General features: G+C 51.9%; 18 protein-coding genes and 1 pseudogene. 4 read left to right on the forward strand and 15 right to left on the reverse strand.

Annotated elements, in window-relative coordinates; all coding sequences use genetic code 11:
• Nucleotides 1-833: 833 nt before the first annotated feature.
• Entirely contained in the window at nt 834-2,198 is a 1,365-nt protein-coding gene (ltrA, locus tag QEH52_RS16250; RefSeq protein ID WP_308951868.1) for a group II intron reverse transcriptase/maturase, read from the forward strand.
• A gap of 265 nt (nt 2,199-2,463) precedes the next feature.
• Here ltrA and QEH52_RS16255 read toward each other — a convergent pair whose 3' ends face one another.
• The 11 genes and pseudogenes from QEH52_RS16255 to QEH52_RS16305 form a co-directional block, all read right to left on the reverse strand.
• The gene (locus QEH52_RS16255) at nt 2,464-3,129 is read right to left on the reverse strand and encodes an FMN-dependent NADH-azoreductase (protein WP_308951869.1); all 666 of its coding nucleotides are present in this window, start codon (nt 3,127-3,129) and stop codon (nt 2,464-2,466) included.
• Between the two features lie 133 nt (nt 3,130-3,262).
• Nucleotides 3,263-3,541, reverse strand: a pseudogene (locus tag QEH52_RS16260) (carboxymuconolactone decarboxylase family protein); the annotation flags it as partial.
• A 52-nt stretch (nt 3,542-3,593) separates the two neighbouring features.
• The gene (locus tag QEH52_RS16265; RefSeq protein WP_308951871.1) at nt 3,594-4,145 is read right to left on the reverse strand and encodes a pyridoxamine 5'-phosphate oxidase family protein; all 552 of its coding nucleotides are present in this window, start codon (nt 4,143-4,145) and stop codon (nt 3,594-3,596) included.
• Between the two features lie 77 nt (nt 4,146-4,222).
• Nucleotides 4,223-4,573 carry a thioredoxin gene (gene trxA, locus QEH52_RS16270; RefSeq protein WP_308951872.1) on the reverse strand — a complete coding sequence of 117 codons (351 nt, stop codon included), beginning with the start codon at nt 4,571-4,573 and terminating at the stop codon, nt 4,223-4,225.
• Between the two features lie 392 nt (nt 4,574-4,965).
• The gene (locus QEH52_RS16275; RefSeq protein WP_308951874.1) at nt 4,966-5,403 is read right to left on the reverse strand and encodes a YHS domain-containing (seleno)protein; all 438 of its coding nucleotides are present in this window, start codon (nt 5,401-5,403) and stop codon (nt 4,966-4,968) included.
• A 77-nt stretch (nt 5,404-5,480) separates the two neighbouring features.
• Entirely contained in the window at nt 5,481-6,041 is a 561-nt protein-coding gene (locus QEH52_RS16280) for an RNA polymerase sigma factor (protein WP_308951875.1), read from the reverse strand.
• A gap of 60 nt (nt 6,042-6,101) precedes the next feature.
• A complete protein-coding gene (locus QEH52_RS16285; protein WP_308951876.1) occupies nt 6,102-6,554 on the reverse strand; it encodes a hypothetical protein in 453 nt (150 codons plus the stop codon).
• A gap of 44 nt (nt 6,555-6,598) precedes the next feature.
• Nucleotides 6,599-7,057, reverse strand: a complete 459-nt coding sequence (locus QEH52_RS16290) for a DUF5069 domain-containing protein (RefSeq protein ID WP_308951878.1) — start codon at nt 7,055-7,057, stop codon at nt 6,599-6,601.
• Between the two features lie 29 nt (nt 7,058-7,086).
• Nucleotides 7,087-7,506 carry a DUF1348 family protein gene (locus QEH52_RS16295; RefSeq protein WP_308951879.1) on the reverse strand — a complete coding sequence of 140 codons (420 nt, stop codon included), beginning with the start codon at nt 7,504-7,506 and terminating at the stop codon, nt 7,087-7,089.
• A gap of 72 nt (nt 7,507-7,578) precedes the next feature.
• Nucleotides 7,579-8,130, reverse strand: a complete 552-nt coding sequence (locus tag QEH52_RS16300; protein ID WP_308951881.1) for a carboxymuconolactone decarboxylase family protein — start codon at nt 8,128-8,130, stop codon at nt 7,579-7,581.
• A gap of 151 nt (nt 8,131-8,281) precedes the next feature.
• The gene (locus QEH52_RS16305; RefSeq protein WP_308951882.1) at nt 8,282-8,854 is read right to left on the reverse strand and encodes a TetR/AcrR family transcriptional regulator; all 573 of its coding nucleotides are present in this window, start codon (nt 8,852-8,854) and stop codon (nt 8,282-8,284) included.
• A 136-nt stretch (nt 8,855-8,990) separates the two neighbouring features.
• On the opposite strand from QEH52_RS16305, the gene QEH52_RS16310 reads away from it, so the two are divergent.
• A complete protein-coding gene (locus QEH52_RS16310; protein WP_308951883.1) occupies nt 8,991-9,152 on the forward strand; it encodes a hypothetical protein in 162 nt (53 codons plus the stop codon).
• 38 nt (nt 9,153-9,190) lie between these two features.
• Here QEH52_RS16310 and QEH52_RS16315 read toward each other — a convergent pair whose 3' ends face one another.
• Entirely contained in the window at nt 9,191-9,889 is a 699-nt protein-coding gene (locus tag QEH52_RS16315; RefSeq protein ID WP_308951884.1) for a helix-turn-helix domain-containing protein, read from the reverse strand.
• A gap of 326 nt (nt 9,890-10,215) precedes the next feature.
• On the opposite strand from QEH52_RS16315, the gene QEH52_RS16320 reads away from it, so the two are divergent.
• Complete coding sequence (locus QEH52_RS16320) at nt 10,216-11,187, forward strand: transposase (protein WP_308951886.1); 972 nt, start codon at nt 10,216-10,218, stop codon at nt 11,185-11,187.
• 502 nt (nt 11,188-11,689) lie between these two features.
• Here QEH52_RS16320 and QEH52_RS16325 read toward each other — a convergent pair.
• Genes QEH52_RS16325 through QEH52_RS16335 form a run of 3 tightly spaced genes read right to left on the reverse strand, consistent with a single transcriptional unit; the run spans nt 11,690 to nt 15,567 of the window.
• Nucleotides 11,690-12,349: a hypothetical protein gene (locus QEH52_RS16325; RefSeq protein ID WP_308951888.1), complete on the reverse strand. Its 660-nt coding sequence runs from the start codon at nt 12,347-12,349 to the stop codon at nt 11,690-11,692.
• Between the two features lie 9 nt (nt 12,350-12,358).
• Nucleotides 12,359-13,969 carry a DNA polymerase gene (locus tag QEH52_RS16330; protein WP_308951890.1) on the reverse strand — a complete coding sequence of 537 codons (1,611 nt, stop codon included), beginning with the start codon at nt 13,967-13,969 and terminating at the stop codon, nt 12,359-12,361.
• An 11-nt stretch (nt 13,970-13,980) separates the two neighbouring features.
• Nucleotides 13,981-15,567, reverse strand: coding sequence for an RNA-directed DNA polymerase (locus tag QEH52_RS16335; RefSeq protein ID WP_308951892.1), 1,587 nt, complete (start codon nt 15,565-15,567; stop codon nt 13,981-13,983).
• 860 nt (nt 15,568-16,427) lie between these two features.
• On the opposite strand from QEH52_RS16335, the gene QEH52_RS16340 reads away from it, so the two are divergent.
• Entirely contained in the window at nt 16,428-22,025 is a 5,598-nt protein-coding gene (locus tag QEH52_RS16340; RefSeq protein ID WP_308951893.1) for a hypothetical protein, read from the forward strand.
• Nucleotides 22,026-22,029: the final 4 nt, after the last annotated feature.

The raw sequence follows: 22,029 nt of genomic DNA on the forward strand, positions 1-22,029 counted from the left end.
GATGTGTCGGTGTATACCAAGCCATTCTTAGGCATGTTGCACATAAGGGGCCAGATCGCAACGAGGCTTAAGTCTTAAAGGGCAATCGCGGGCATAAGGGAAAACCCACGAAAGAGTGGAGGGTTTTAGTAAAACAAGATCAATTGGATGGCGCCATCCACAGCTCGGAGAGTTGGGAAGTTGCTGAAACAGAAACAGAAACAGAAACAGAAACAGAAACAAAAAAACAATGAAAACATAATCAGTGATGGAAATTCTCAGATCAAACCCAGCGGGTTCATTCCCGCCCGGAAGGCCTGACCAGCCACCGGAAGCGAGTCTTGCGTCGTCGGTAGAGATGCCGGCACGAAGCGTAGACAGCGAGTTGCAAAGCCCTGTGATAGAGCCTCGAAAGTTCTTAGATTGGGGGAGTCTTCGTGTTTCCAATAGCGGGGACCATGTGGTCGCACCCAAAGAAAGCCATTGTGGCGATTGGTCTGGTGCGAACGTCCGCCCGGGGTCGGAGAGCATGGCAGAGCAATATCGGGGTTTGCCGGGAAGATGGGAGAGCCTACCGTTTCCTTGGGGAACAACTACCGGATCGGACGAACCCGGTTTACCAACGTCCTTGCCGATCGCGCCGACCTTGCCGCGATTCGTGCGTGAATATGCAGGGTCACCCAAGGTATCGTATGGCGAGGGAGACCGAGCCACCGAGACGAACGAAGGCAGTCTTAGCCTCTGCATAGTAGCGCTTGAAAAGCGGGGAACTCACCCGGAGGACCCGTGGAGTAGCCAAGGCGGAGGTCGGATCATGGACGCTTAGGAGGGAACTACGCATGTACTACAGAGACATGAAAAGCGTATCCACGAAACAACTAAGCATAGCGAACGCGGCGAAGAAGTATCCTCACGAACCGCTCACCGTGCTACATCCGAATCTTGATCTGCATTGGCTCTGGGAAGCCAGCCTGCGCGTGCGCAAAAATAGCGCTAGTGGGGTGGACGGCCAGACCTACGCCGATTACGAAGAGGGCAGGCGGGAACGTCTGGAGGCACTGCTGACGAAGGCGAAGGACGGCAGCTACCGCGCTCCCCCGGTTAAGCGGAAATACATTCCGAAAGACGGAGGCGAGCAACGCGGCATCGGCATTCCGACGCTGGAAGATAAGATACTGCAGCGGGCCGTGGTGATGCTGTTGGAGCCGATCTATGAAGAAGAGTTTCACGACTTTTCTTTTGGATTCCGCCTCCGCAAATCGCCACACCAGGCACTGGAATATATTTACAGCCAGTGTTATGAACAACAGGTGGCCTATGTACTGGACGTCGATCTACGAAAGTATTTTGACACGATAGACCACGGGCACCTGCGCGAGATACTCCGCCGCAGGGTGGGAGACGGCGTGGTCACACGCCTGATAGATAAGTGGCTCAAAGCGGGCGTTTGGGAGAACGGTAGCGTTCATTATCCCGAGGCGGGAAGTCCTCAAGGGGGCGTGATCAGCCCCCTGCTCAGCAACATATACCTGCACACCGTCCTCGACGACTGGTATGTCCGAGACATCCGTCCGCACTTGAAGGGCAAGTCCTATCTTGTGCGCTATGCCGATGACTTCGTGATGGGGTTTGCCAACAAAGCCGACGCCGAATCAATGCTCGCAGCATTGACGGCACGCTTCGCCGAATACGGCCTGCAAATCCATCCGGAGAAGACGCGACTGGTGAGGTTCGAAAGACCGGGCAGGCCCGCGAACGCCGGAGAAAAACCGGAGACGTTCGACTGTTCCGGTTCGCTTCGCGCCCGGTCTTGTCGCTTCGCTCGGAACCTCGGCTTCACCCATTACTGGGGGAAGTCCCGCAAAGGCAATAGCGTGGTAAAGCGCAAGACTTCCGGCAAACGCCTGCGACGCACCCTCGGGGCGATCAAAGAGTGGGGCTGGAAGCATCGGCACTTGCCATTGAAAGAACAACAGGAGCAGATCAACCGGAAGCTAGTAGGGCACTACGCCTATTACGGAATCACCGGCAACTCCAGGAGCCTCGGAGAAGTCCACTATCAGGTGAAACGACTCTGGCGCAAATGGCTGGGCCGACGAAACCGCGACGGGCCGATGAACTGGAAGGCCTTCGGTCAACTGTTGGTCAACTACCCGTTGACCCTTCCCAGGATTGTTCACCCTTATCGAAAATACGCTCCCAGCGAAACCATGATCTGAGGAACCGTGTGCATCAATCGTGCTCGCACGGGTCTGTAGGAGTGCGGTCGAGCAATCGGCCGCACGACCTCGACTGGTGCTTTTTGTTCTGAGGTCGGCTTGTGTCATGATAAACTGACACCCAGGTATCGGGCTTATGTCGAAGAAATGCAGGGTAGGAAGCAGGTCTACCACTTGCGGACTCCCGGTGAGATTGTGAGCTTTTTCGATCGTCTTTGATGCTCGCATCCGGGCAGGTCCGCCTTGGGAATTTACTCCCACTCGCTTATGCCTCCTCGAATGAGCGGATCAGTTCACGAACGACGGGTTCAATTTTTTCGATGGCTTCATGTTTCGACTTTTCGAATCGTTCGTCGCCAAATTCCTGATACTCGATCGATACATTCCATGACTGGGACACTCCGAGGTATTTCGACATGGTTTGGATGTGGGGGTGCAAGTGGTTCATGGAGGCACGAACACCTCCCGGATCAAAACCAAACTCACCGGAGGCGGAGAGCGTAACGAGTCGCTTGCCTGATAGGATCGGTTCCAAGGGCGTATCTCCGCGCGCCAGATCAAATGAAAAGGTTTTGCCTACGCGGATGACCTGGTCGAACCATGCCTTCACCGCAGCGGGGAGACCATAGTTATACATCGGCGTCGCGATGACGATTACATCCGCTTGCGAAAGCTCGGCGATAGCTTGATCCGAATATTCCAGGATTCGGTGATCTTGCTTACTTCGTTCGGCCTCTGGTGTAAAGGCTGACGCGATCCATTCTTCGCTGATGAACGGAGGTGGATTTTTGCCCACATCTCGTTGTGTGATTTCGCCGGTGAGGCCAGCCGAGTGCCAGCTGTCTAAAAATCTTTGCGTGAGCATTCTGGAAAGAGAGCGTGAAGAACGGGCGCTGCCGTTGATCATTAGGAGATTTGTCTGATTCTTCATTGGGATGGAGCAATTGTTGCGTTTGATTTGGAGAGAGTTGGACGCTCGGCTTTGTTTTTACCGAGCTGGATTCTTGAGCTGGTAAAACGGCCACCCGAAATATGGCACGGGTGGCCGTTTGATATTTTAGTAATTAAGCCGATGGTTCCCAAGCGAAGCGTTGGAAGGGGGCATCGATGGGTGTTTCGGCCAAGTGATTGACATAGTTGCTGATCACCTTCTGTGAGAGACCGAGGACGATTTCCAGGAGCTGGCGCGGGCCGTAGCCGGCGTCAAAGAACGCGCGCGCTTCGTCTTCGCTCAGATGTCCACGATTACGAACGATCGCGAGTGTCGTTTCGTGGAGTGCTTGCAGCTTGTCGTTCTCCAATGGAGTTTGATTGCGTAGGGCTTCGGTGATCGAGGGATCCACTCCCTTGTATTTATGTTGTGGGTGAAATTATTCACCGGCGGGCGTGCCAGTCTTAGAGATCGAGTGCATTGATTTCTTCGATCGTGAAGCGAGGGGTGATGTGTTGTTGGCAGTTCCAGTCGAATGCCTGGATGCGGAAGCGCAGTAGGCGTTCGACGCGTGCGCGGTATTTGGGGAGTTTGAGATGTGCTTCGAGTTCGGGGTAGTGCTCGAGCTGTAGCACATCGGCGGTCGCCCAGATCTTGAGTCGCTGGCGGGTGGGGTAGTCGATGAGGAAGAGCATCACTTTGCCGATGGCATTAATATTGCCAGTGCTGATGTATTGGCGGTTGCCGCTGAAGTCGGGCATGGCGAGCGTTTCCGGATTAATGACTTTGAGGAATCCCGGAGGGCCGCCTCGGAATTGTACATAAGGCCAGCCGTTTTCTCCGACAGAGCTTAGGTAGAAGCTGTCTCGCTTTTCTACGAAATGGATCTCGTCGGCACTGAGTCGATAGCGGTCGCCGCTGCACTCGGCGCGAGCGTAAGCTTTGCGGGACCCTTGTGCGGATTGGACCGCCTTGACGGAGTCAGTGAATGCGTAGCGGGTGAAGTTTTGGTCCATGGTGGTTCAGGTGAACGCCGCCCGCATTGTTGGCGGGCGACGTTTCGTGTGTGTCGTTTGTTCCAGGAGTAGTGCGATTAGACGGCTTGCGGTTCGCTGGCCGTGGCATAGCTGCGCACGCGGGTGACGATGCCCGAGCGGTCGGTGAGTCCAGTCGATCGGTGGCGGATTCTACCCTTGTTGAAGTAGAAGAGTGTCGGGATCGAGCCGACGTCGTTCTTGCGGGCGAGTTGCGGGTGTTCGTCGATGTTGACTTTGGCGATGATGGCCTCGTCGCCGAGCTCATCGGCGGCGGATTCAAGGATGGGATTCAGTGCCTTGCAGGGGCCGCACCAGGGAGCCCAGTAATCGACGACAACCAGTTGGGTCGAGTGGTTGATGAGCGTCTCGAGCTCGGCTGCGGATTGTATGTGATGGATGTTTTTCATCTTGAATGTCCATTCCTGGGTTAGCTTCTGTTGTGGCGCAGTCTGTTGAGCTGGCTAGGCGTGCGTTGTTGCGAACTACTGATCACGTGCGTGGGCACCTTCTTTGTATATTCGCGAGATTGTGCAGTTGAAGCGCTTCGGGCGTGGTTAATCGAGAAGGGGGTTCGCTTCTTCGTGAGGTTCTTGGCGGGGCGATGCTGGAGCTTTTCCCATGTGTGGCATTGCGTGTGACTGGTGTCACTTCGAGCACGATTGATCGTGCCAGCAGTGTTCGCTGAAAGTACTGATGAGCCGAACAGGAGTAAGCCAAGAATCGCGAGTCTGTGTGGGATGTATGGTTTCATTGTGATATTTTTTTCTCTATTGGATTGAATTGAGTTGCGGTTTGTCGATTAGTGAATCGATTTCCAGTTTTTGTCTGCCTTTCGGATGTTGCCTTGGATGTCTTTGGCCCATTCTTTCTGAATGTCGCTGTCGAGTTTGAGGTAGGGCGTGCCGTCGATGAACTCATAGACCGTCGGGTTGCTGTTGAACTTCTTACCCAGCGCGAGTCCGTAGGCGCAGTAGCCGTTATAGGCAGGGAGATATTTCTCCGGGTTGGCCTCGAAGGCGGCTTTGTTGGCCTCGTTCGCGAAGAGATAAGTGACCCCTTCGTGTTGCGCGGCTTGAAAACCAGTGCCGCGGATGGGGCCTGATTCCTGATGGTAGCTGACGAGGTCGTATCCACCCACTGCGGGGAGGTCATACTGGTCTGCGTCGATCGCTGACGCGGTCAGTGCGCTGGCGAAGATGAGGATACTGATGTTGATGATGTGTCTGATGCTTTTCATTTCTGTTTTTATTTTGTACTACTTATTTATGGTTATTGTTTCGCGGCAGATCGTACCGAGAAGGGTTTAAAGGGCGTTTAACTGCTGTGGCTAAAACACGCTGCGCTTGAGGTCTTCTGCTGGAATACTTCGCGCAGTCGTGATTTGCCGCGTGAGAGTCGTGACATGACGGTGCCGATTGGAATGCTCAGTGAGTTCGCGATCTCCTGGTAAGAGAGGTCGTTCAGATAGAAGAGCGCGAGTGGCGCTCGGTAGGTGGGATCGACTTCCTGTAAGGCTTCGACCGCGAGTTGTGCGTCGAGGCGACGGTGTACGTCCGTTTCAGTGGATCCTGCGATCGCCTCGAGAATTTCCGGATCACGGCTTTCGAGGCGGTTCCGGTCGCGTTTACGACGCAGGAACTCGCGGTAGAGCGTAGTGAAGAGCCAGGATTTTATTTTGCTTGGATCGCGTAAGCTACTGCCTTTGCTTGCGTAGATGTAGAAGGTTTGTTGGACGATGTCGTCGGCTTCGTGCGTGCTCTTCGCCAGGCTGTAGGCGAAGCGGTAGAGCGACGGTTGATAGTCGGATACGATTTGTTCGAAATGATCGGCAAGAACTTGCCCATCATGTGCGTAAGTGAGTGTTTGCGGCTTCATGGTGATTTGGGAAGTTTGCGGACCAATCATTGTCGTATCGGTGCGGTTGGTGATGTGCGCTTAGGTCAGAGACGAATGAGCGAGGTGGATGTCAGACTCGTCTTTCCCTGCATTTAGATTGGGGAAGTAGTAGGCGAGTGGTAGTGCATAGGCCCAGTGACGTGTCATCGAAAGAACCGGGAAGATCAGTCCGCCTGCTGTCCCTGCGATACCAAGACCGAGCAAAGGAAAGAGGAGAAACCAAACCAGCATGACGGTCTCCAGAGTCGTAAAGAGTAGTGCGCGAAACCATCCCGGTCCGAAGAGTGAAGGCGCGAGGGCCGCGTAGATTGCCGCGAGCGCGATGCCGTTGCCATAGTGCATGAGCAATGCGATGGGGAAGGGGAGCCCCACTGCTTGAGCGAGGACTCCGGGGATGTCCCACCAGGTTCCGGTGAAGAGAAGCCCTACGATATCGAAGAGCAGTGTTCCGATGACGCCGGCGATGCCGGCTTTGATCCAGTTGATTTTCATGGTAGTTTCTTTTTTTGGTTTGTTTTTTTATTGGAGGAGAGGGATTAGGCTTGGCCGCCGAAGCGGACATAGTCGTCGAGGTCGAGGTATTCGAAGAGCGTGCCGACGTCTGTCCGCGGAGGAGACTGGGCGAGGGAAAACTCTGCGATCCAGGCACGAACTTGAGGGTTTAGGCCGGGGAGCTTTTCGATCCATGTGCTCCAGGAATCGATTTGATGAGGCAGGAGCTGGTAGGGCGTCTGCGTGTGGATCCATTCAAGGATCTCGAAATCGCCCAGCCCTTCGCTGACTTTGGCCAGGAGCTCGTCTGGAGTGATGCCGGTGAACTTGAAGAACTGGAGGTCGAGGAGGCTTTCGCGACCATAGATGTAGACGCCGGCGCGGTCGTTTGCAGTGGCGCGGGCCTTGTCGATGAGTCGTGGAAGGTGGGCGAATCCGCCCAGACGTACGCGTGGGCTGCGTGGCGCCTGTTGTGTTAGATCGGTGGTGATGGATGTGTTCATGCTGCGATGGGTGGTGGATGTGTTTGTTCTCAGAGTCGGCGCTCGGATGCGTCGATGGCTTGGTCGTTGATGGATGCGAAGCGGCGGGCCATGAGGCCGTTGGCGTCGAACTCCCAATTTTCATTTCCGTGGGCGCGAAACCATTGGCGGGAGTCGTCGCGCCATTCGTATTCGAAGCGCACCGCGATGCGGTTGTCGCTGAAGGCCCAGAGCGTCTTCTTTAGTTTGTACTCATGCTCTTTGGCCCACTTGCGGCGGAGGAAGTCGACGATCTCGGCGCGGCCATTAATGAAATCGGCACGGTTGCGCCATTCGGAATCTTCGGTGTAGGCCTGAGCCACCCGTTCGGGGTCTTGGGAGTTCCAGGCGTCTTCGGCGAGTTGTACCTTTAGGCGCGCGCTGGCCTCGGTGAAGGGTGGAAGCGGGGGACGTTGTTCTGTATGCATCATTGCTGGAGGGTGAGCGATGGAGGCTGTGGGCCCCCATCGCAGGATTGGATTTGGGAACGCTTGCGAGTCGCCTTAGCAGCAGCTGCACTGGGCGGCTTCCACTTCCGGGAATTCGCATTCTGTTTGTGCGTAGCGGTTGAAGTAGTTCGTGTAGAGATTGACGGCTACGTTCGCGACGACCTCGGCGGCTTCGGCTTCGGTGACTCCGGCGGACTTGACGGCAATTTGTGTCGACTCAGGCACTTGGCCCTTAGTCTCAATAATTGCTTTGGTCAGGGTGAGGATGGCTTGCTCCTTGAGATCTGTAGACTCTGCATGGCGCGCGGCTTTCAGCTCGTCGGACGGAATCTTCATAAGGCCGCCGATGGCGGTATGGGCGCGAAGACAGTAGTCGCAGTCGTTTAGTTGAGCGGAGAGGAGCGCGATCTTCTCCCGTGTTTGAGGGCTCAGACTGTCGCCCGAGACCGCTCCGCTTAGGCCCAGATAGCCTTCGAGGGCCGCCTGGCTGTTGCCGAGGGCTTTGACCATGTTTGGGACCAGGCCCAGCTTTTGTTTGACGGCATCGTAGAGTGCGGCGACTTCCGGAGATGCGTTTTCGGATTCGAGTGTGTGGATACGGCTCATTGTGTTTTTTAGTTGTGTGTTTTTATGATTACAAACCGACTGGTCGGTCAGCTTATGTGAAAAAAGAGAGATGCTTTGTTCCTTTAGTATAACCGACCGGTCGGTCTGGTTGTGGTTATAGGAAAAGTTTGAAAAATTAATTTGGCTGAAATTACAGAAGTGCCGTGACTTGTTTCTTGGCGACTTGGAGAAACGAAAGGTCTTGGAAGTTCTGTAGTTGGATGAGGGTGCCTTCGAAGAGAATGAATAGGGTGGTGGCGATTTGTTCCTGTTCGATCTTAGTCTTCGTAGCGTGGTGTTCGGCGGTAAGAGCACGAAAGAGTTCAAATAATTCCCGCTTATGATTAGAAATTTCAAGACGCAGCGCATTTTCGCAGTCGGGGGTCTCGCACATGGTGTTGAGAAAGGCGCAGCCACGGAAGTTGGCATCCTGCATCCACTGGCCGAGGAAATCGAAGATGCCGACTATTTTGGATTTAGGAGTTTTCTTTGGGTTGATGAACTGGAGGAGCCAGTGGTTCCAAGTAGCGTGACGTGCTTTCAGCCATGCGATGCCCAGTTCTTCCTTGGATTTGAAGTGAGAATAAAATGTGCCTTTGGCCGCACCCGCTTCCTGAATGATCTGTTGGACGCCGGTACAATGGTAGCCTTGTTCATAGAAGAGCTTGGAGGCCACTTCGATGATTTCGTCGCGCTTGGATAGGCTGTTTTTTGATTTGCTCACGATTATGCAATAAACATAAACCGACTGGTCGGTCAAGGCTGTGGTAGATTTTTTATTGTTTTTTTTATTGAAGGGCAAAAAGATGACATGGCTGAAGTGTCAGTTTAGTGATTAATCACCACTGGCAACTCCTCCCATGTCATCTTTTGGAGCCGAGGCGTTCTTCGATGGAACCGAGGAGCTTGCTTTTTGCTCGGTGGATGGCATTCTGAGCCTCAAAGAGGAGTCGAGACTGGGGCAGTCCACGCATTCTAATATCTTGAGCATCTTGAATTTGACGCCAAATGGCACATTTTAAACGTGAAAAGTAGCTATTATAAACATTCTGACATGACCTCATTTTGCCCCCCTAATACCTTGCTCGATCCACCACACGCTCAACAGTGAAAGCCCTCCCAGGGCAACTGAAGCAAAAGGAGTTCCGTTGTCCACTCGGATGATCTCTGGTAATCCATGGTAGCGCATCAGCTTCTTACAGCTCCTAAGCGTCGTATTGAACTGCTGGTTGAATTGGCCTTTGCAACCAACGATATAACGACTGTAACGATCACACACCGTCAACGGATCGCAACGCACGCCATCGCCCATCGTAAACCAGCCCTTGAAGTCAAATGTCCACACCTCGTTCGGACGTGTCGACTCGGTTAAGTGCTCAGGACGCACGCGATGCACGCCAGGCTTACGCTTACGTTTCTTTGTCAATCCGTGGCGGTTCAGCACGTTGTTGATCGTATTGATATGCGGACGATTTTCTACCCCATGAACCTTCAGAAGCAGATCGTGAATCTTCTTCGCTCCCCACCTCGGATGTTTGCGCCGCTCCATTACAATCAACTTCGTCACAGCTTCCTCGGTTGTAAATGAGCAGGCCTTGGGCCGGCGACTGTGATCAGCCAAACCTGCCCTGCCATCAGTCTCATAGCGACGCAGATACTTATGCCCTGTCTTGCGGCTGATGCCGAAGTCGGTGCATAAGTCAGTGATTGTGAAACGCCCAGTTTGGGCGAGCATTACGAAGCGTTCGCGTTCGGTCATAGGTTCGGTTTCCTTCCATGGCATCCGGACACTTTAGTGTAACCTATGTCCTTGTGCTATCCGTAACCTAGGTCCTTGTGCCGAACCTAGCTGCTGAGTGCGGATTAATCGCTACCAAAAACGTTTTTAATATGGAAAGCATCTAGCGCCTCACGACCTGATTCTGCTGCAGCTTTTAGCGGTAGATTCAGGTGTAAGTCAGATCCAATATGTCGGAGTAGATCGTCAGAGGCCTTTGTGAGTTCAGCGATTTCAAAAAGGGTCAGTCCAATTTTTCATGTTTGTTCAGTTGAAACAACTCCGTAACTTTATTTAGATCTCAGTCAATGGCTAGGAAGAGTAGGATCGAATACGCAGGGGCGCGTTACCATGTGATCAACCGTGGGAACTATCGTTCGTGGATCTTTGAGACTGAAGGAGCGCGTCGCAGTTTTCATGAGTGCCTGGATGAGGCCTGTGCCTCGATGGGGTGGCGTTTGTATGCTTGGTGCTTGATGGGTAATCATTATCATTTGTGTATTGAGACACCGGAACCGAATCTGGTGGAAGGGATGCGCTGGTTGCAATCGACCTTCGCTAACCGCTTCAACCGTTTCCGTCATAGCAACGGTCATGTTTTCCAGGGACGCTATAACGCGATTCTCTTGGACGGGGATGCGCTGGGACCTGTATGTCACTATATTCATCTAAATCCTGTTCGCGCAGGTCTGGTGGAGGCGGGCGAGTTGCAACAATACGCAGAGAGCAGTTTTGCGCGTCTTTGGTATCCTAGCCGGCGTCGAGAGTTTGAACACCTTGAAGTGGGCTTAGAGTTGGCGGGCGGCCTTGCCGACACGCGGACTGGGCGGCGTAAATATCGCGACTACCTCGCTTGGCTCTCGGAGACTGACGCGGAGAAAAAGCGACTGGGATTCGATAAAATGACCCGTGGGTGGGTGAAGGGGACCACTGACTTTAAGAAGTCGGTTTTGGATGACTTAAAAGACGAGCAAATGCAACGGGTAGTGGAGAGTGAGGCTTCGGAAATGCGGGAACCTCGTTGGGAGCGTGCACTGGCGCAGGCTCTGTCTGCGCTCGGTCATGACGACTCCGAATTGCCCTCTAGCCGGAAGGGGGAGGGCTGGAAAGTTGACATTGCCCGTCATTTGCGAGAACGACATTTGACTCCATACCGCTGGGTAGTGGAACACCTTCACATGGGAGCGCCTTCTTATGCGCAGAGTTTGGTCAGTCGCGGGCGTAAGGGAAAACCCACGAAAGAGTGGAGAGTTTTAGAAAAACAAGATAAATTGGACTGACCCTTTTGTTGGCCCTTTTGTTGGCCCTTTTGTTGGCCCGACCCTTTTGTTGGCCCATGGATCGGTTCATGGTCATTGCTGTAAAAGAAGAATTTAAAGCCGTCTTGCTCAAAAATGATAGGCATAGAGTTAAAATGTTCAACTTAGCCAAAACTTCAATTTTTATTTCCCGAGATCGAAGAGCACTGACTGTATTCCTTCGGAGATGCGGGAACCTAGCTGGGAGCGTGCCCTGGCGCAGGCTCTGTCTGCACTCGGGCGTGACGTCTCCGAATTGTCCTCTAGCCGGAAGGGGGCGGGCTGGAAAGTTGACATTGCCCGCTATTTGCGAGAACAGCATTTGACTCCATACCGCTGGATAGTGGAACACCTTCACATGGGAGCGTCTTCTTATGCGCAGAGTTTGGTCAGTCGCGGGCGTAAGGGAAAACCCACGAAAGAGTGGAGGGTTTTAGTAAAACAAGATAAATTGGACTGACCCTGCTCTATTTTTGACCCTGCTCTATTTTTTTGAGATATCCTCCCTCTTCTTCCTGTCCAGAAGAATTGCATAGTTTCTAAATGTGGAATCGCCAATGTTTCTGTAGAATCTCTGACTTCTGACGAAGTAGAGAACAGATAAGGGTAGCATACTTAAGGACAGGATCTTTTCGGCTGTTCCAAGCCCGTGAAGACAGGGAATTAGGATTGCATTGATTAATAGTAATGCACCCACGTTGCGGTAGAACCCGAACTTTGACATAAATGCCATATAGGGTGTTTCGATTTTCTCTTGGGAAAGGTAGTCCTTTGCCCAATGATAGGGATTTACAGCTTCGGAGAGTTGGGAGGGAATGCTGTTTTTAGCTTGCTCGACTAACAAGCAGTTTCGTGTTGTCGGCTTGATGTATTTGCACATCTTTCCGCCAAGGGACCTGAGTCGCCCTCCAATCCATAACACTAGATCTCCAAGCTTGTTTCCGATCGGTTCGAAAAGGAGGCCCACGATCAAAGGAACTAGGAATGCTGCAAAGCCCAAAGTGGCGGGTGGTAGCTTACTTAGGTTTTCATTTGCGTTAGGATAGAGCAGAGCAACGTGGATGTATACGCTCACGCAGACTGTCCATCCAGATAGGAAAAACGCGAACGCATCCCATAGTGAAAGTTTTAGGTGTTGTGTCATCTCAATTTCTTATTGATTTTTGATTTGGTGAAAATCTTCGAATGTTACTTTAGGATAAATTGTTGGGCAGTATCTCCTATAAACTTCACAAAAAATTGCATCGATCTCGAATCTGAGGCTGTTGATTTTCTTCGTTGGGACTTGAACTAGGAGAGCATCATGCATCGGAAGTAGGATCTCTACATCCGCGAGTCGTTCTTCGATTTCTATGATGATCTGCTTTAGAATTAGGGCAGCGGTTCCTTGAATCCTCTGGCTCTGCGCACCACGAAGGGCTGCTGTGTTGCTTGCGACGTTAGGAAACGATCGGTAGTTTCCGCAAGGAGTTCCGACTCTACTTTTGGTCGCGATCATTGCCGCGAGATTTTGGCGCCAAGATTCAATTCCAGAGTAGCGACTGAAAAATGCGGAAATTGCTGTCTCTACTTTGCTCTCTGAGAGGCCAGTAATCGAACTGCCCATTTTAGCCACTCTGTCCGGTGCCATTCCGTAACAGACGAACAAAAATAGCATTTTTGAAGGCCCACGATGATCGTGATCACCGAAGAGAGTCTCTGAAAGCGCCACATAGAGGTCACCTGCATTGTAGTCAGAAATTAGATTCTGGTCTTGGGAGTCGTGAGCTAGAATACCAGGCTCACATTGCTTGAAGTCAGGATAGAGAAGGGACTTCCCTTTGTCTGCTATTAGAACGTCTCGGTAACTTCGTGAAATGTTCTGGAGAGAAGGGTTTCGAACCAAAGTTCTTCCAGTGACGGTGCCCAGGACGCGATAGTCTGGATGAATTCGCCCACGTTTTGAAACACCAAATCTCTGTAGGATAGTTTTCGACTTCTGGGCATCGCGAAACTTGCGCAAAGTCGCCGCGAGCGGAGATACTTGTGAGTATAGCTTTAGAACAGATTCCATTCTCCAGTCTGATTCTTCGGTGTCGATGACCTCACGTAAGTGAGCATCATGTTGGATTGCTGTCGCAACTTGACCTCGATCAGACGGATCTAAAATCGAAAAATTCTTTCTGAGTTCTAACCGGGCCTTTGCTGTAGCTGTTCCAAGTTCTGAGATCATCTTTTCGACTTTTTCAGTATCTACGCGGAGGCCAAGTGTCTGGCGTCGATGTAATACATGTGACACAGGGACTTCAACTTCAGTCAGACGTGTGATTCCATCGGTTTTTCTTAGTTGTTTGAAAACGTTATTGGCGACTTCTCGAAGGACCAAGGCCACTTGCTTTGTGGAGGCAACGATTGTCGCGTCATTGTGAGACCTATCACCATTAAAGCAATAAGCCACAAAAGGCTTAACTCGAACATCTAAACTATTGCGCAAGTGCTCTAAGAATGAAAACGACTTTGTCCCTCTTGCTTCTATTCTCGGTTGTTCGGCAACGAGCGTAAGCGCCATGTCAATGTCAATTACCTCAGCGTTGCCATTCAGCCAGGGAGCTGCCCCTCCATCAACTAGAGCTGAGATCTCGTAAGTCACAGACCTGCTCGAATACTTCAGCAAATGCCCTAATTCAATCTCTGAGAATTCATCAGTTTCCCTTAGCAGGAAAAGACGAAGCTTACCGTTTGGATCAGTTGGGTCATACAAGTAGACCACGAAGTCTTTAGGCAACTGGCTATTCACTAGAAGTAGAAACAAGGGAGATCATCATATATTTGAGATGCTTTGATCTGCGGGAGTGGCGCGAAAAACTGAGGGGTGCCGATTGACTCGAGGTAGTCGTCCGTGCTCTCCAGATAATGGCTTGGTACAACACTTTCTCTCCGGGCACGATCGGTTGTGGCATTGGTTCGTTGGGTGGCAATCGCAACAGATCTTAAGAGCATGTTTGAGCGAGTTTCGGAAGAGCGTTGAAGAAGGTGCCGCTTATCATGGGAATTTCCGCAAGCTCCAATATAGAGGGCAGAACCAGCTTTAAACGGAACTGTTCTATTACCAGACACGCCATCTCTTGCTGTCCGTCTGATTTCGTCACTTCTATGAGCTGGGTTCTTGATCGCGATGAGCTGCCAAAGCATGTAGGATTGCCATTCGTAGATGTTCCGCTCTTCACAAAGAGCGAGGTCTACAACCCTTTCCTCCTGTTGAGCCGAAAGGTTAGAGCTGCGAAGAAGACGGACTAGCATCTCTGTCGACCAAGGCTGATCGACCAGTAGTTCAATTGCCGCATCCACGAATCGAGTCGGATCATAGTTAATATCTTCGCACCTCGCTAAGCGTTCGATACGGTTGATACAGAACTTGAACTCTTTTCCATGTGTGTCATCGCTCTCGAGAAGACGATCTGCCAAAGCATCAAGCATCTCTCTTGCTCTACGGACCGAGCGCACGTTCCTCTGTGCAAGTAGCGAATTTATTACATCTAGTTCTTCATTTGTGCGCGGGATTTCGTCTCGATACTCGTCTTGGGTTCGTTGAATGATCTTTGTCTTCTTTCCATTTACTCCTAAGTCATAGTCACGTAGTTTGATGATTAACTCTTGAAGTGCCTTTCGGGCTTCGAAGACATTTCCGCAAACAATCCGAATGTCGTCCATGTAGCGGGTATAATTATATCCCGCGAGAATCATGTGTTCATCAACTCCCCTTAGAAAGATATTCCCCAAGAATGATGAAGGGTCGCGATTTTGGGGAAGACCAACTCCATCAGGGTTCCAGCCTGACAATAACTGGCGTAGCCTCAAGATCGTGTTCTGAAATGATCCGTCAGAGTTCGGTTCTTCGTTCAGCAGCTGTTCACACAGACGATCAAAATGAATGCACTGGTAGTAGTTCTGAATGTCCGTCACTACGATCACTTTATCGTCGTCGTCCATCAGGGCATCGGCATCATCGTTAAACGCTTTCCAAGCATCAATGGTGTTTTGAAAAATAAAGCTTTTCTGACCTGATCGGAGACGATGGCTGTAGACGGCACTTGGACGGAGCAGTGGATCATAAGCTTCGATCAATTTGTCAACTAGAGCCTGATACAGAACTCTCTCGTGGATGAACATCTCACGGGCAGAGCGAATCACAAATCCAGTTTTTGGTATGTTGAGTGATTCGGTAGGTTGAATTTCGACCTCACCATCAAACCAGTCCGTTACCGCGGCAGCGGTGAGTATGTCTTTATATTGCAGTGGATCTGCGAACCAATCATCCCGCATATCGCGTTTTACTCGGCTTATCGCGAGTGGAATGTTGAGATCTGAAATGTCGAATTGCATTTGTAATATTAGAGTTTTGCTCTCTTTAGAGAGCTGGGGAAAAGGTCATATCGTTATCTTTGCAATTGGTTGTTGAATAGCAATTAAGTGTGGATGTAAATTTAACGATTGAGTTGTTCGATCCATGGTTTGAGGCCAGCTTGTCTCGTCTGAGTGTAACGGTCGAGTGTTTTTGAGAGCTAGGCGAGCTTCCTTCGGCTTCACCGAAGAAGTTTGAAGGTCGAAGTTGGAAGTTTGTGAAAATTACATGGTTGGATTGATCCACTCTTGATTTTTAGGGGATTGGGAGTAGCTTTATCACTGTTCACCCTGGATCTTCTTCTCCCGTCCTTTGCGACGGTGCTAGGGCCGGGGTTTCTTTTTGCCTAAAACACTGGTGTTGCTGGCTGATCTGTCAACGTTAGGGTGGCGGGGGATTGAATCGTGCCGATATACTCCATCAGTTCGCGATCTTGTAGCTGCCGTCTTCTAGCAGGATGACTTGCTCTGCGATCAAGTGCTGGATGCTGGCTTCGCAGACTTGGGCGGTTTTTGGGGTGACGCGGGTGTAGCCGAAGTGCTTGGCGATCTGTTTGGAAAAGTCTTCTGCGAAGAAGTTTATGTATTTTTCTAAGGTATCGAGGGCGGCGTTGCTGAGTTTGAGCTGGGGGACGTCTCGCAGGCTTCAGTCGCTCGAACGGGAACTGGGTTAATCGCTGACTCTGTTACTTTTTGGCTAAATACTATATTTGGGGGCCGTTTGTGCTGGACTCGTATGAGGTGTTTCGGCTAGGTGGGGTAAATAAGTTTTATTTATTAAATGAATAAGACTCCTTACTCTTAGACCAGCTAGGCCGTCTCGGCGTTCCTAGTTATTTGCTATGAACGATTTAGTTATGTGCCGACTACGTCTCCTCTCTTTTCTATACCTTCTTTTTTCCATATCTGCACCGGGGTTATTCGGGCAGATCCAAAACACTTATACCTCTGGGACCATCGAACGGGTGGAGTTGAGTGCGGACACTGTGCTCTACGCATCGCGTTCATCTGACGATACGATCGAGGTCGAGGTGGACGTTTCTTTTAGCCGTCAGAGTGGTTTGGTCTTGGGCACCAATGTGTTTACAATGCGTTTGCAGTTGCTGGACGACGAGGGGGCCGTGCTCCAGTCTCAGGATGAGTCGATCGGCGAACGCACGACGGCTACGGTGACGCCGGTGACCTTTAGTTATAGCATCGAGCCGGAAGCGCAGTTGGATGTGAATAAGCGTTATTATATTCGAGCACAGTTGTATCGAATGGGCACTGGGGCGTTTCCGCGCTTACAGGCTGTGAACTCGCCCATGAACAGTTCGTCTTCGCAGTTTTTTCATTTCGTGAATACGCAGAGCTCGGATGCGGCTTTAAATGTCTTGTTCGACTATGATGAGGTTGAATGGCAGCGTCTATTCGCGATCCGCACCAGCGAGACGCAGCAGACTTTTCAAGTGGATGTCATCGGAAATATCTATCGCTACGATGGCTATTCTGCATCGAATGGCTCAGATGATGTTGAGTTTGTGTTGAGTTATGAGCTCGTCAATGGAGTGACCGATGAGGTGGTGGCGACGGCATCTAATGAGAGTCGTCAGACAGTTTCTCTGGCTCGCTATTATATTCATTATGGCAGTGGACTGCTTTATCCCAGCACTGTGCAAAACCATGCCTTCACGATTGATATCGAACCGCTGGAGCAGCTGGATTCTGTGAACGATCATTTTTACGTGCGGGTGACTGCGGCGCATATTGAAGAGGCGGGTGAAGATCCTGTGATTGCGGGGCAGAAGCAGAGTATGTCGCATCGTTTGCTGCATTTTAGTGGCGATCTGGAATTTAATGGTCTGGCGACCACCTTTACGGAGGTGTCGAATACGCCCACCGCTTCCGTTGGTGGGCTCAATTACGTCAATACTTGGCTGCAAGTGACTAATAACTCGGGCAGTGTCAGCTCTTGGGACATCCACCAGTTCGGCAACGATGAACAGCTGAGCGAGGTCCGTTTGATGTCGGATGGGCGTGCCTCGGTGCAAGTGGGAGAGGTGGCGCTGGGCACTGTTGCAGATGCCGAATTTGACGATGTGATTAAAGCAGCGGGCGATATTAAGTTTGGCTATCAGAGTCTAAAATTGACGCCTTCGGGGCCGGTTTCCGGTGAGCAGTTGGATGGTTCGCCGACTACGGCGATCACGTTATTTTTGCCGACAGGGCTGGGCTATACTAAAGATGATATCTTGCTCAATCAAAAGCGCTTGTTGGATTTGATCCCCATGCCTGGGCCGGTGGCGCTGGATAATTTATTTAATCCCATGGAGTCATTTCAGGCTACGCCCAGTGGCCGAACCTGGTTACACCAAGAGGGGCGGCCGTATGGGATCGAATTTGATCAAATCTCCTTCGACCCGGCTTTGGGAGAAATTAGTGTGAACCCGGTGGATGTGGTCTACAATCAAGCGGATGCCTTGGACGCATTGGAAGCGCACTCGGGAGATTTGGAAGCGGTCTCTATGGCGGTCAAGCCATCCAATGAGCAGTATTATCGTTATGCGACTTCAGTGGTGGGGAAGGTGCAGATTCGCGCTGATTTCAACGGATTGGCCTTGGTGAGTAGTCAGCTGAGTCTGAGTGCGGGGGAGTTTTCGCCGCACTTTCCCATGTCGGGGCTCTTACGTTGGACGGGCACGGGCGATATTTTCCAAGTCGATAGTTTGATCGATCCCTCCCAGAGTCTGCTGCGAGGGGTGCAAGCCGTGCGTATGGACTACCATCAGAGTTGCCCGGATGCGTTTTGTGGCTTGGGCCAGCCGCCGATGGAATTGTTAACTTGGACTGCAGATAGCAATCAATTATCCTTCACCCCCGATGGCGGCTTGTCAGGCTCCGGGGACTTACTCAAAGAAGGCTTGGATTGGGGCTATTTGGAAACGAAGGCGAACGGCGAGGAACTCTATGCGCATCGTACCGGTGATTTTAATCGTGCTCAGTTCTTGGTCGCTGGACACGCGCTTATGGGCCTGTCTGATGTGTGGAATTCGTCTCCGGCGACTTCGAAATACGATTTTGATCATAGCCCCAGCGTGCTTTTGTTGGCGGGTTATGACCGTGACCTAATGCAGCATGAGCGTTTCGGCACGAATGAGTATTTGCTAGGTGTGGGGGATTATCCCGGCCTGAATTTCCGTGTTTCAGATTTTTCTGATTTGGAGGGCTACAGCCGTATTGGCCGGCCGGATGCGTCGATCCCTGATTTTGCTTTTACCCCTGATGTAAATGCCAAATATTATGTGCGTCCTGCAGGGGTGAGTGGGGTGCATGAAGCGCAAGATGATAGCTTTGATTCTAGTCTCACGATTTATGGCTATCCATTTAAACTCGATAACTACGGGTTGTCTTTTCTGGATAGTGAAAACCACGAGAGCCAGACCAATGGCAGCTTGTCGGTGCCGGAACCTGCGAATTTCAGCCAATCGTTCTTAGAGCTTTCATTATCCTGTGTGGGGGAACTAGAGGAGGCCGAGTTGGACCCCAGAGATCTTGGTGAGAAAACACTGGAGTATTGGAACGGTGCCTTTGAGCCGAAAACCATGCGCTTTTTAGCACCAGTGGGGGATGATGTTTGCCTGCGCACCGGTGATCCGATTCTTGCGATGGGGCTGACGACCGAGGTTGCCCATGTGGATGCTGTATTATTTGGCGAGATGGGTTTCTTCCCGGATGGCGAAATCGCCGCTGCGGCGGACGGCTATCCAGTGGACTCGCGCTTCTTGTTGCCCGCTCAATTGGAACTGGATGGGCCGAGCGGTGAGGCGAGCTACACCATGACACCGGTGAGCGCGCTTTATTTTAATGATCACGCCGAAGGTCCGGCCGAGCGGGGCTTTGCGACTTTTGCGGCGACTCAAGATGTGCCTTTCTTTGTCGATGTCTTGGTGCAAGTCATGACCAGCGCAGATGCGGATAGCAGCGTGCAATACGATGTGGTGGGAGGCTGGCCCACCCAGGGGTGGACAGAGGCGGGAGCCTCCTATTTTACGCATGCTGAGTTTGACGGTGGCAACATCGGCTGGCCGACTGCTTCCGCTGCGGACTTGAGCAGTTACGATGACTACCGCCGTCCTTCTTCAGCCGATCCGAGTGCCTACACACCGATGGCCTTGCAGAGCTTCTTTGGCGTATTGGATTTTGAATACCCCTTGAAGTGGAACACTTCCTCGCGTTACTACCGCTCGTATAGCGCGCAGAATGACAATTTGATGGTGCTCAATATCGAGCACTCGGTGGACTACTTAAGTGCGGAGCACATCGAGGTATCCTTTGGTGTGCAATATGACGGGCTGCCGCAGTTGAATCTATCGAACATGCTGTTCTCTGTGGCCGAGGATCAACTCGGTGCGGGCCAAGCCTTCATCAAAGGCGCGCAGGAGGAGATCGTGAACTCGATCGCAGGTGGCATCGATGGCGTGGCTGAGATGTTAAACGATCGCATCGATGCCTTTTATGCGGAGTTGTTTGATCGGATCGATGATCTAGTGCTGGATCCGTTGTATGATGAATTGGGGGCCGAATTTGAAGCGGCTCTAGCGATTGCGCAGAATGATGGGCCAGATCTGTTTAGTGATTATCGGACGACTTACGCCGACCCCTTACTGGATCAGTATGTCTATGATCCCGACAATCCAGATAGTTGCATATTATTCGCGCAGTTAGATTTACTTCGTGGAAAATTGGACGCTCCCTTTGGTATTGTGCAGGAAATCGATAAGCGGCTGGCCAAATTGGAGCAGACACTGGTTGCCATTACGGGGCAGCTGTATGTGACACAGAACGGTATCGAGATCGACCTGCCGGATGTTGATATCGAGCGTATCGTGCCGGGCATCTTAAGTAAGAACGGTGACGGGAAGCGCGATGTGGTGGTCAATATTGTGACCGCCCTGATCGGTGAACTGGTCGAAGACCCACTCGGAGCGGCGATTGCCGAGCAATTGACCGAAGGCGAGACCGCGATCCAACAACAATTGGACGAGCTTCTAGCCGAAGCCGAACCGACCTTGGCTGAAATCGAAAAAATCGTGAATGACCTGCGTGAAGAAGTCACCATGATACGAGGGAAACTCGCAGAGGCGGGGGAGATTCACGATGCGTTGACCGCGATTCTGGATGAAGCCGAAATGGAAATCAAGGGAGTGGCGATGGAAGTTCGCGCGACGGCAGACGAATTCCTCGATGAGTTGGAAGCAGAGTATGCGCGCCTCTACCCGACAGAGCAACTGGAGCAGATCCCGAACCCCTTCGAGGAGTATCCTCGCGAAGAGGTGACAGCTCTATTGCGGCAAAAGCTAGTCGATGAGGTCGGTGCAGCGCCCTTCGTGAAAAAGATTCAGTATACGCTGAAGCAGTATCTATACGATCTCAATGGCACGGTCGAAAACACCATCGACAATGTATTTGCCGAGGTGAATGTGATCATCCGCGAGTTAATCTCGGAGACAGTCGTCGAGTTGGAGAAGGAAATAAATCCAATGCTGAGCGATTTGAGCGATACCGTGGGCTCGGGGCAAATCGATGGGGTGGCTCACTTCCGTGGCGACGCACTCACACGTTTGCGCTTGGACGGTAGCTTTGAGTGGCAAGTGCCGGAGCCCTTGCAGTTCCGTGGATATATGGAGTATTTACAGCTCGATAGCGATGCGCCCGGCAGTTGTGGCGGCGATTCTGGAGATAAGTTGACCGAAGTCTCGATGGGAGCTTTGGATATTCCACTGGAATGGATTTCGCCAGGCATGCGGGCCGATGTGGGGGCCAAATTTAGTATGATCTACGCTGCTGGAGCGGATCTGCCAGTCTATCCCGCGGGGCTCGCTGGGTCTTTTCAAATGACCGGCGGCGAGCTTGGCTTTGAGGCCTTTACTATATTCGATCTTAAAGCAGCGGTCGCCTTTGGCCTGCATGAAAATTACATCGCTGCAGGGGCCGGCATGATCATCAGTAGCTACGAAGCCTCCGGAGGGATCTTCCTCGGGAAGTCTTGTAGCGCGGACCCCATCTTATTGATTGACCCGCTCGCAGGTGAGGTGCTCGGCGATGGCGTATTCCTCGGCGCGTATGCCTATGGGGAGGCATGGATTCCGATCAGTGAGGCTGCTTTGGGTATTCCGGCCAGTTGTATGTTCCGCGTGTCGGCAGGCATCGGAGCGGGCGTCTTTTACTTCGTCGATGGGCCGGTCTTTGGCGGACGTATGCTAGTCGGAGCGAGTGGTGAAGCACTCTGTGCGGTCTCGATTCGGGGAGATGTCAGCCTGGTGGGCGTGAAGGATGGCGGTGAGTTCCGCTTCAATGGCCGCGGGCGCCTGCAGGGCAAAGCGGGGCCGTGTCCGCTCTGTCTCAAGTTCTCGAAGACTGCCAAGGTCAAATACGATAGCAAGTGGAGCGTCGATCTGTAGCTCA

The sequence above is a fragment of the Thalassobacterium maritimum genome (assembly GCF_031127805.1).
Lineage (GTDB): Bacteria > Verrucomicrobiota > Verrucomicrobiia > Opitutales > Coraliomargaritaceae > Thalassobacterium > Thalassobacterium maritimum.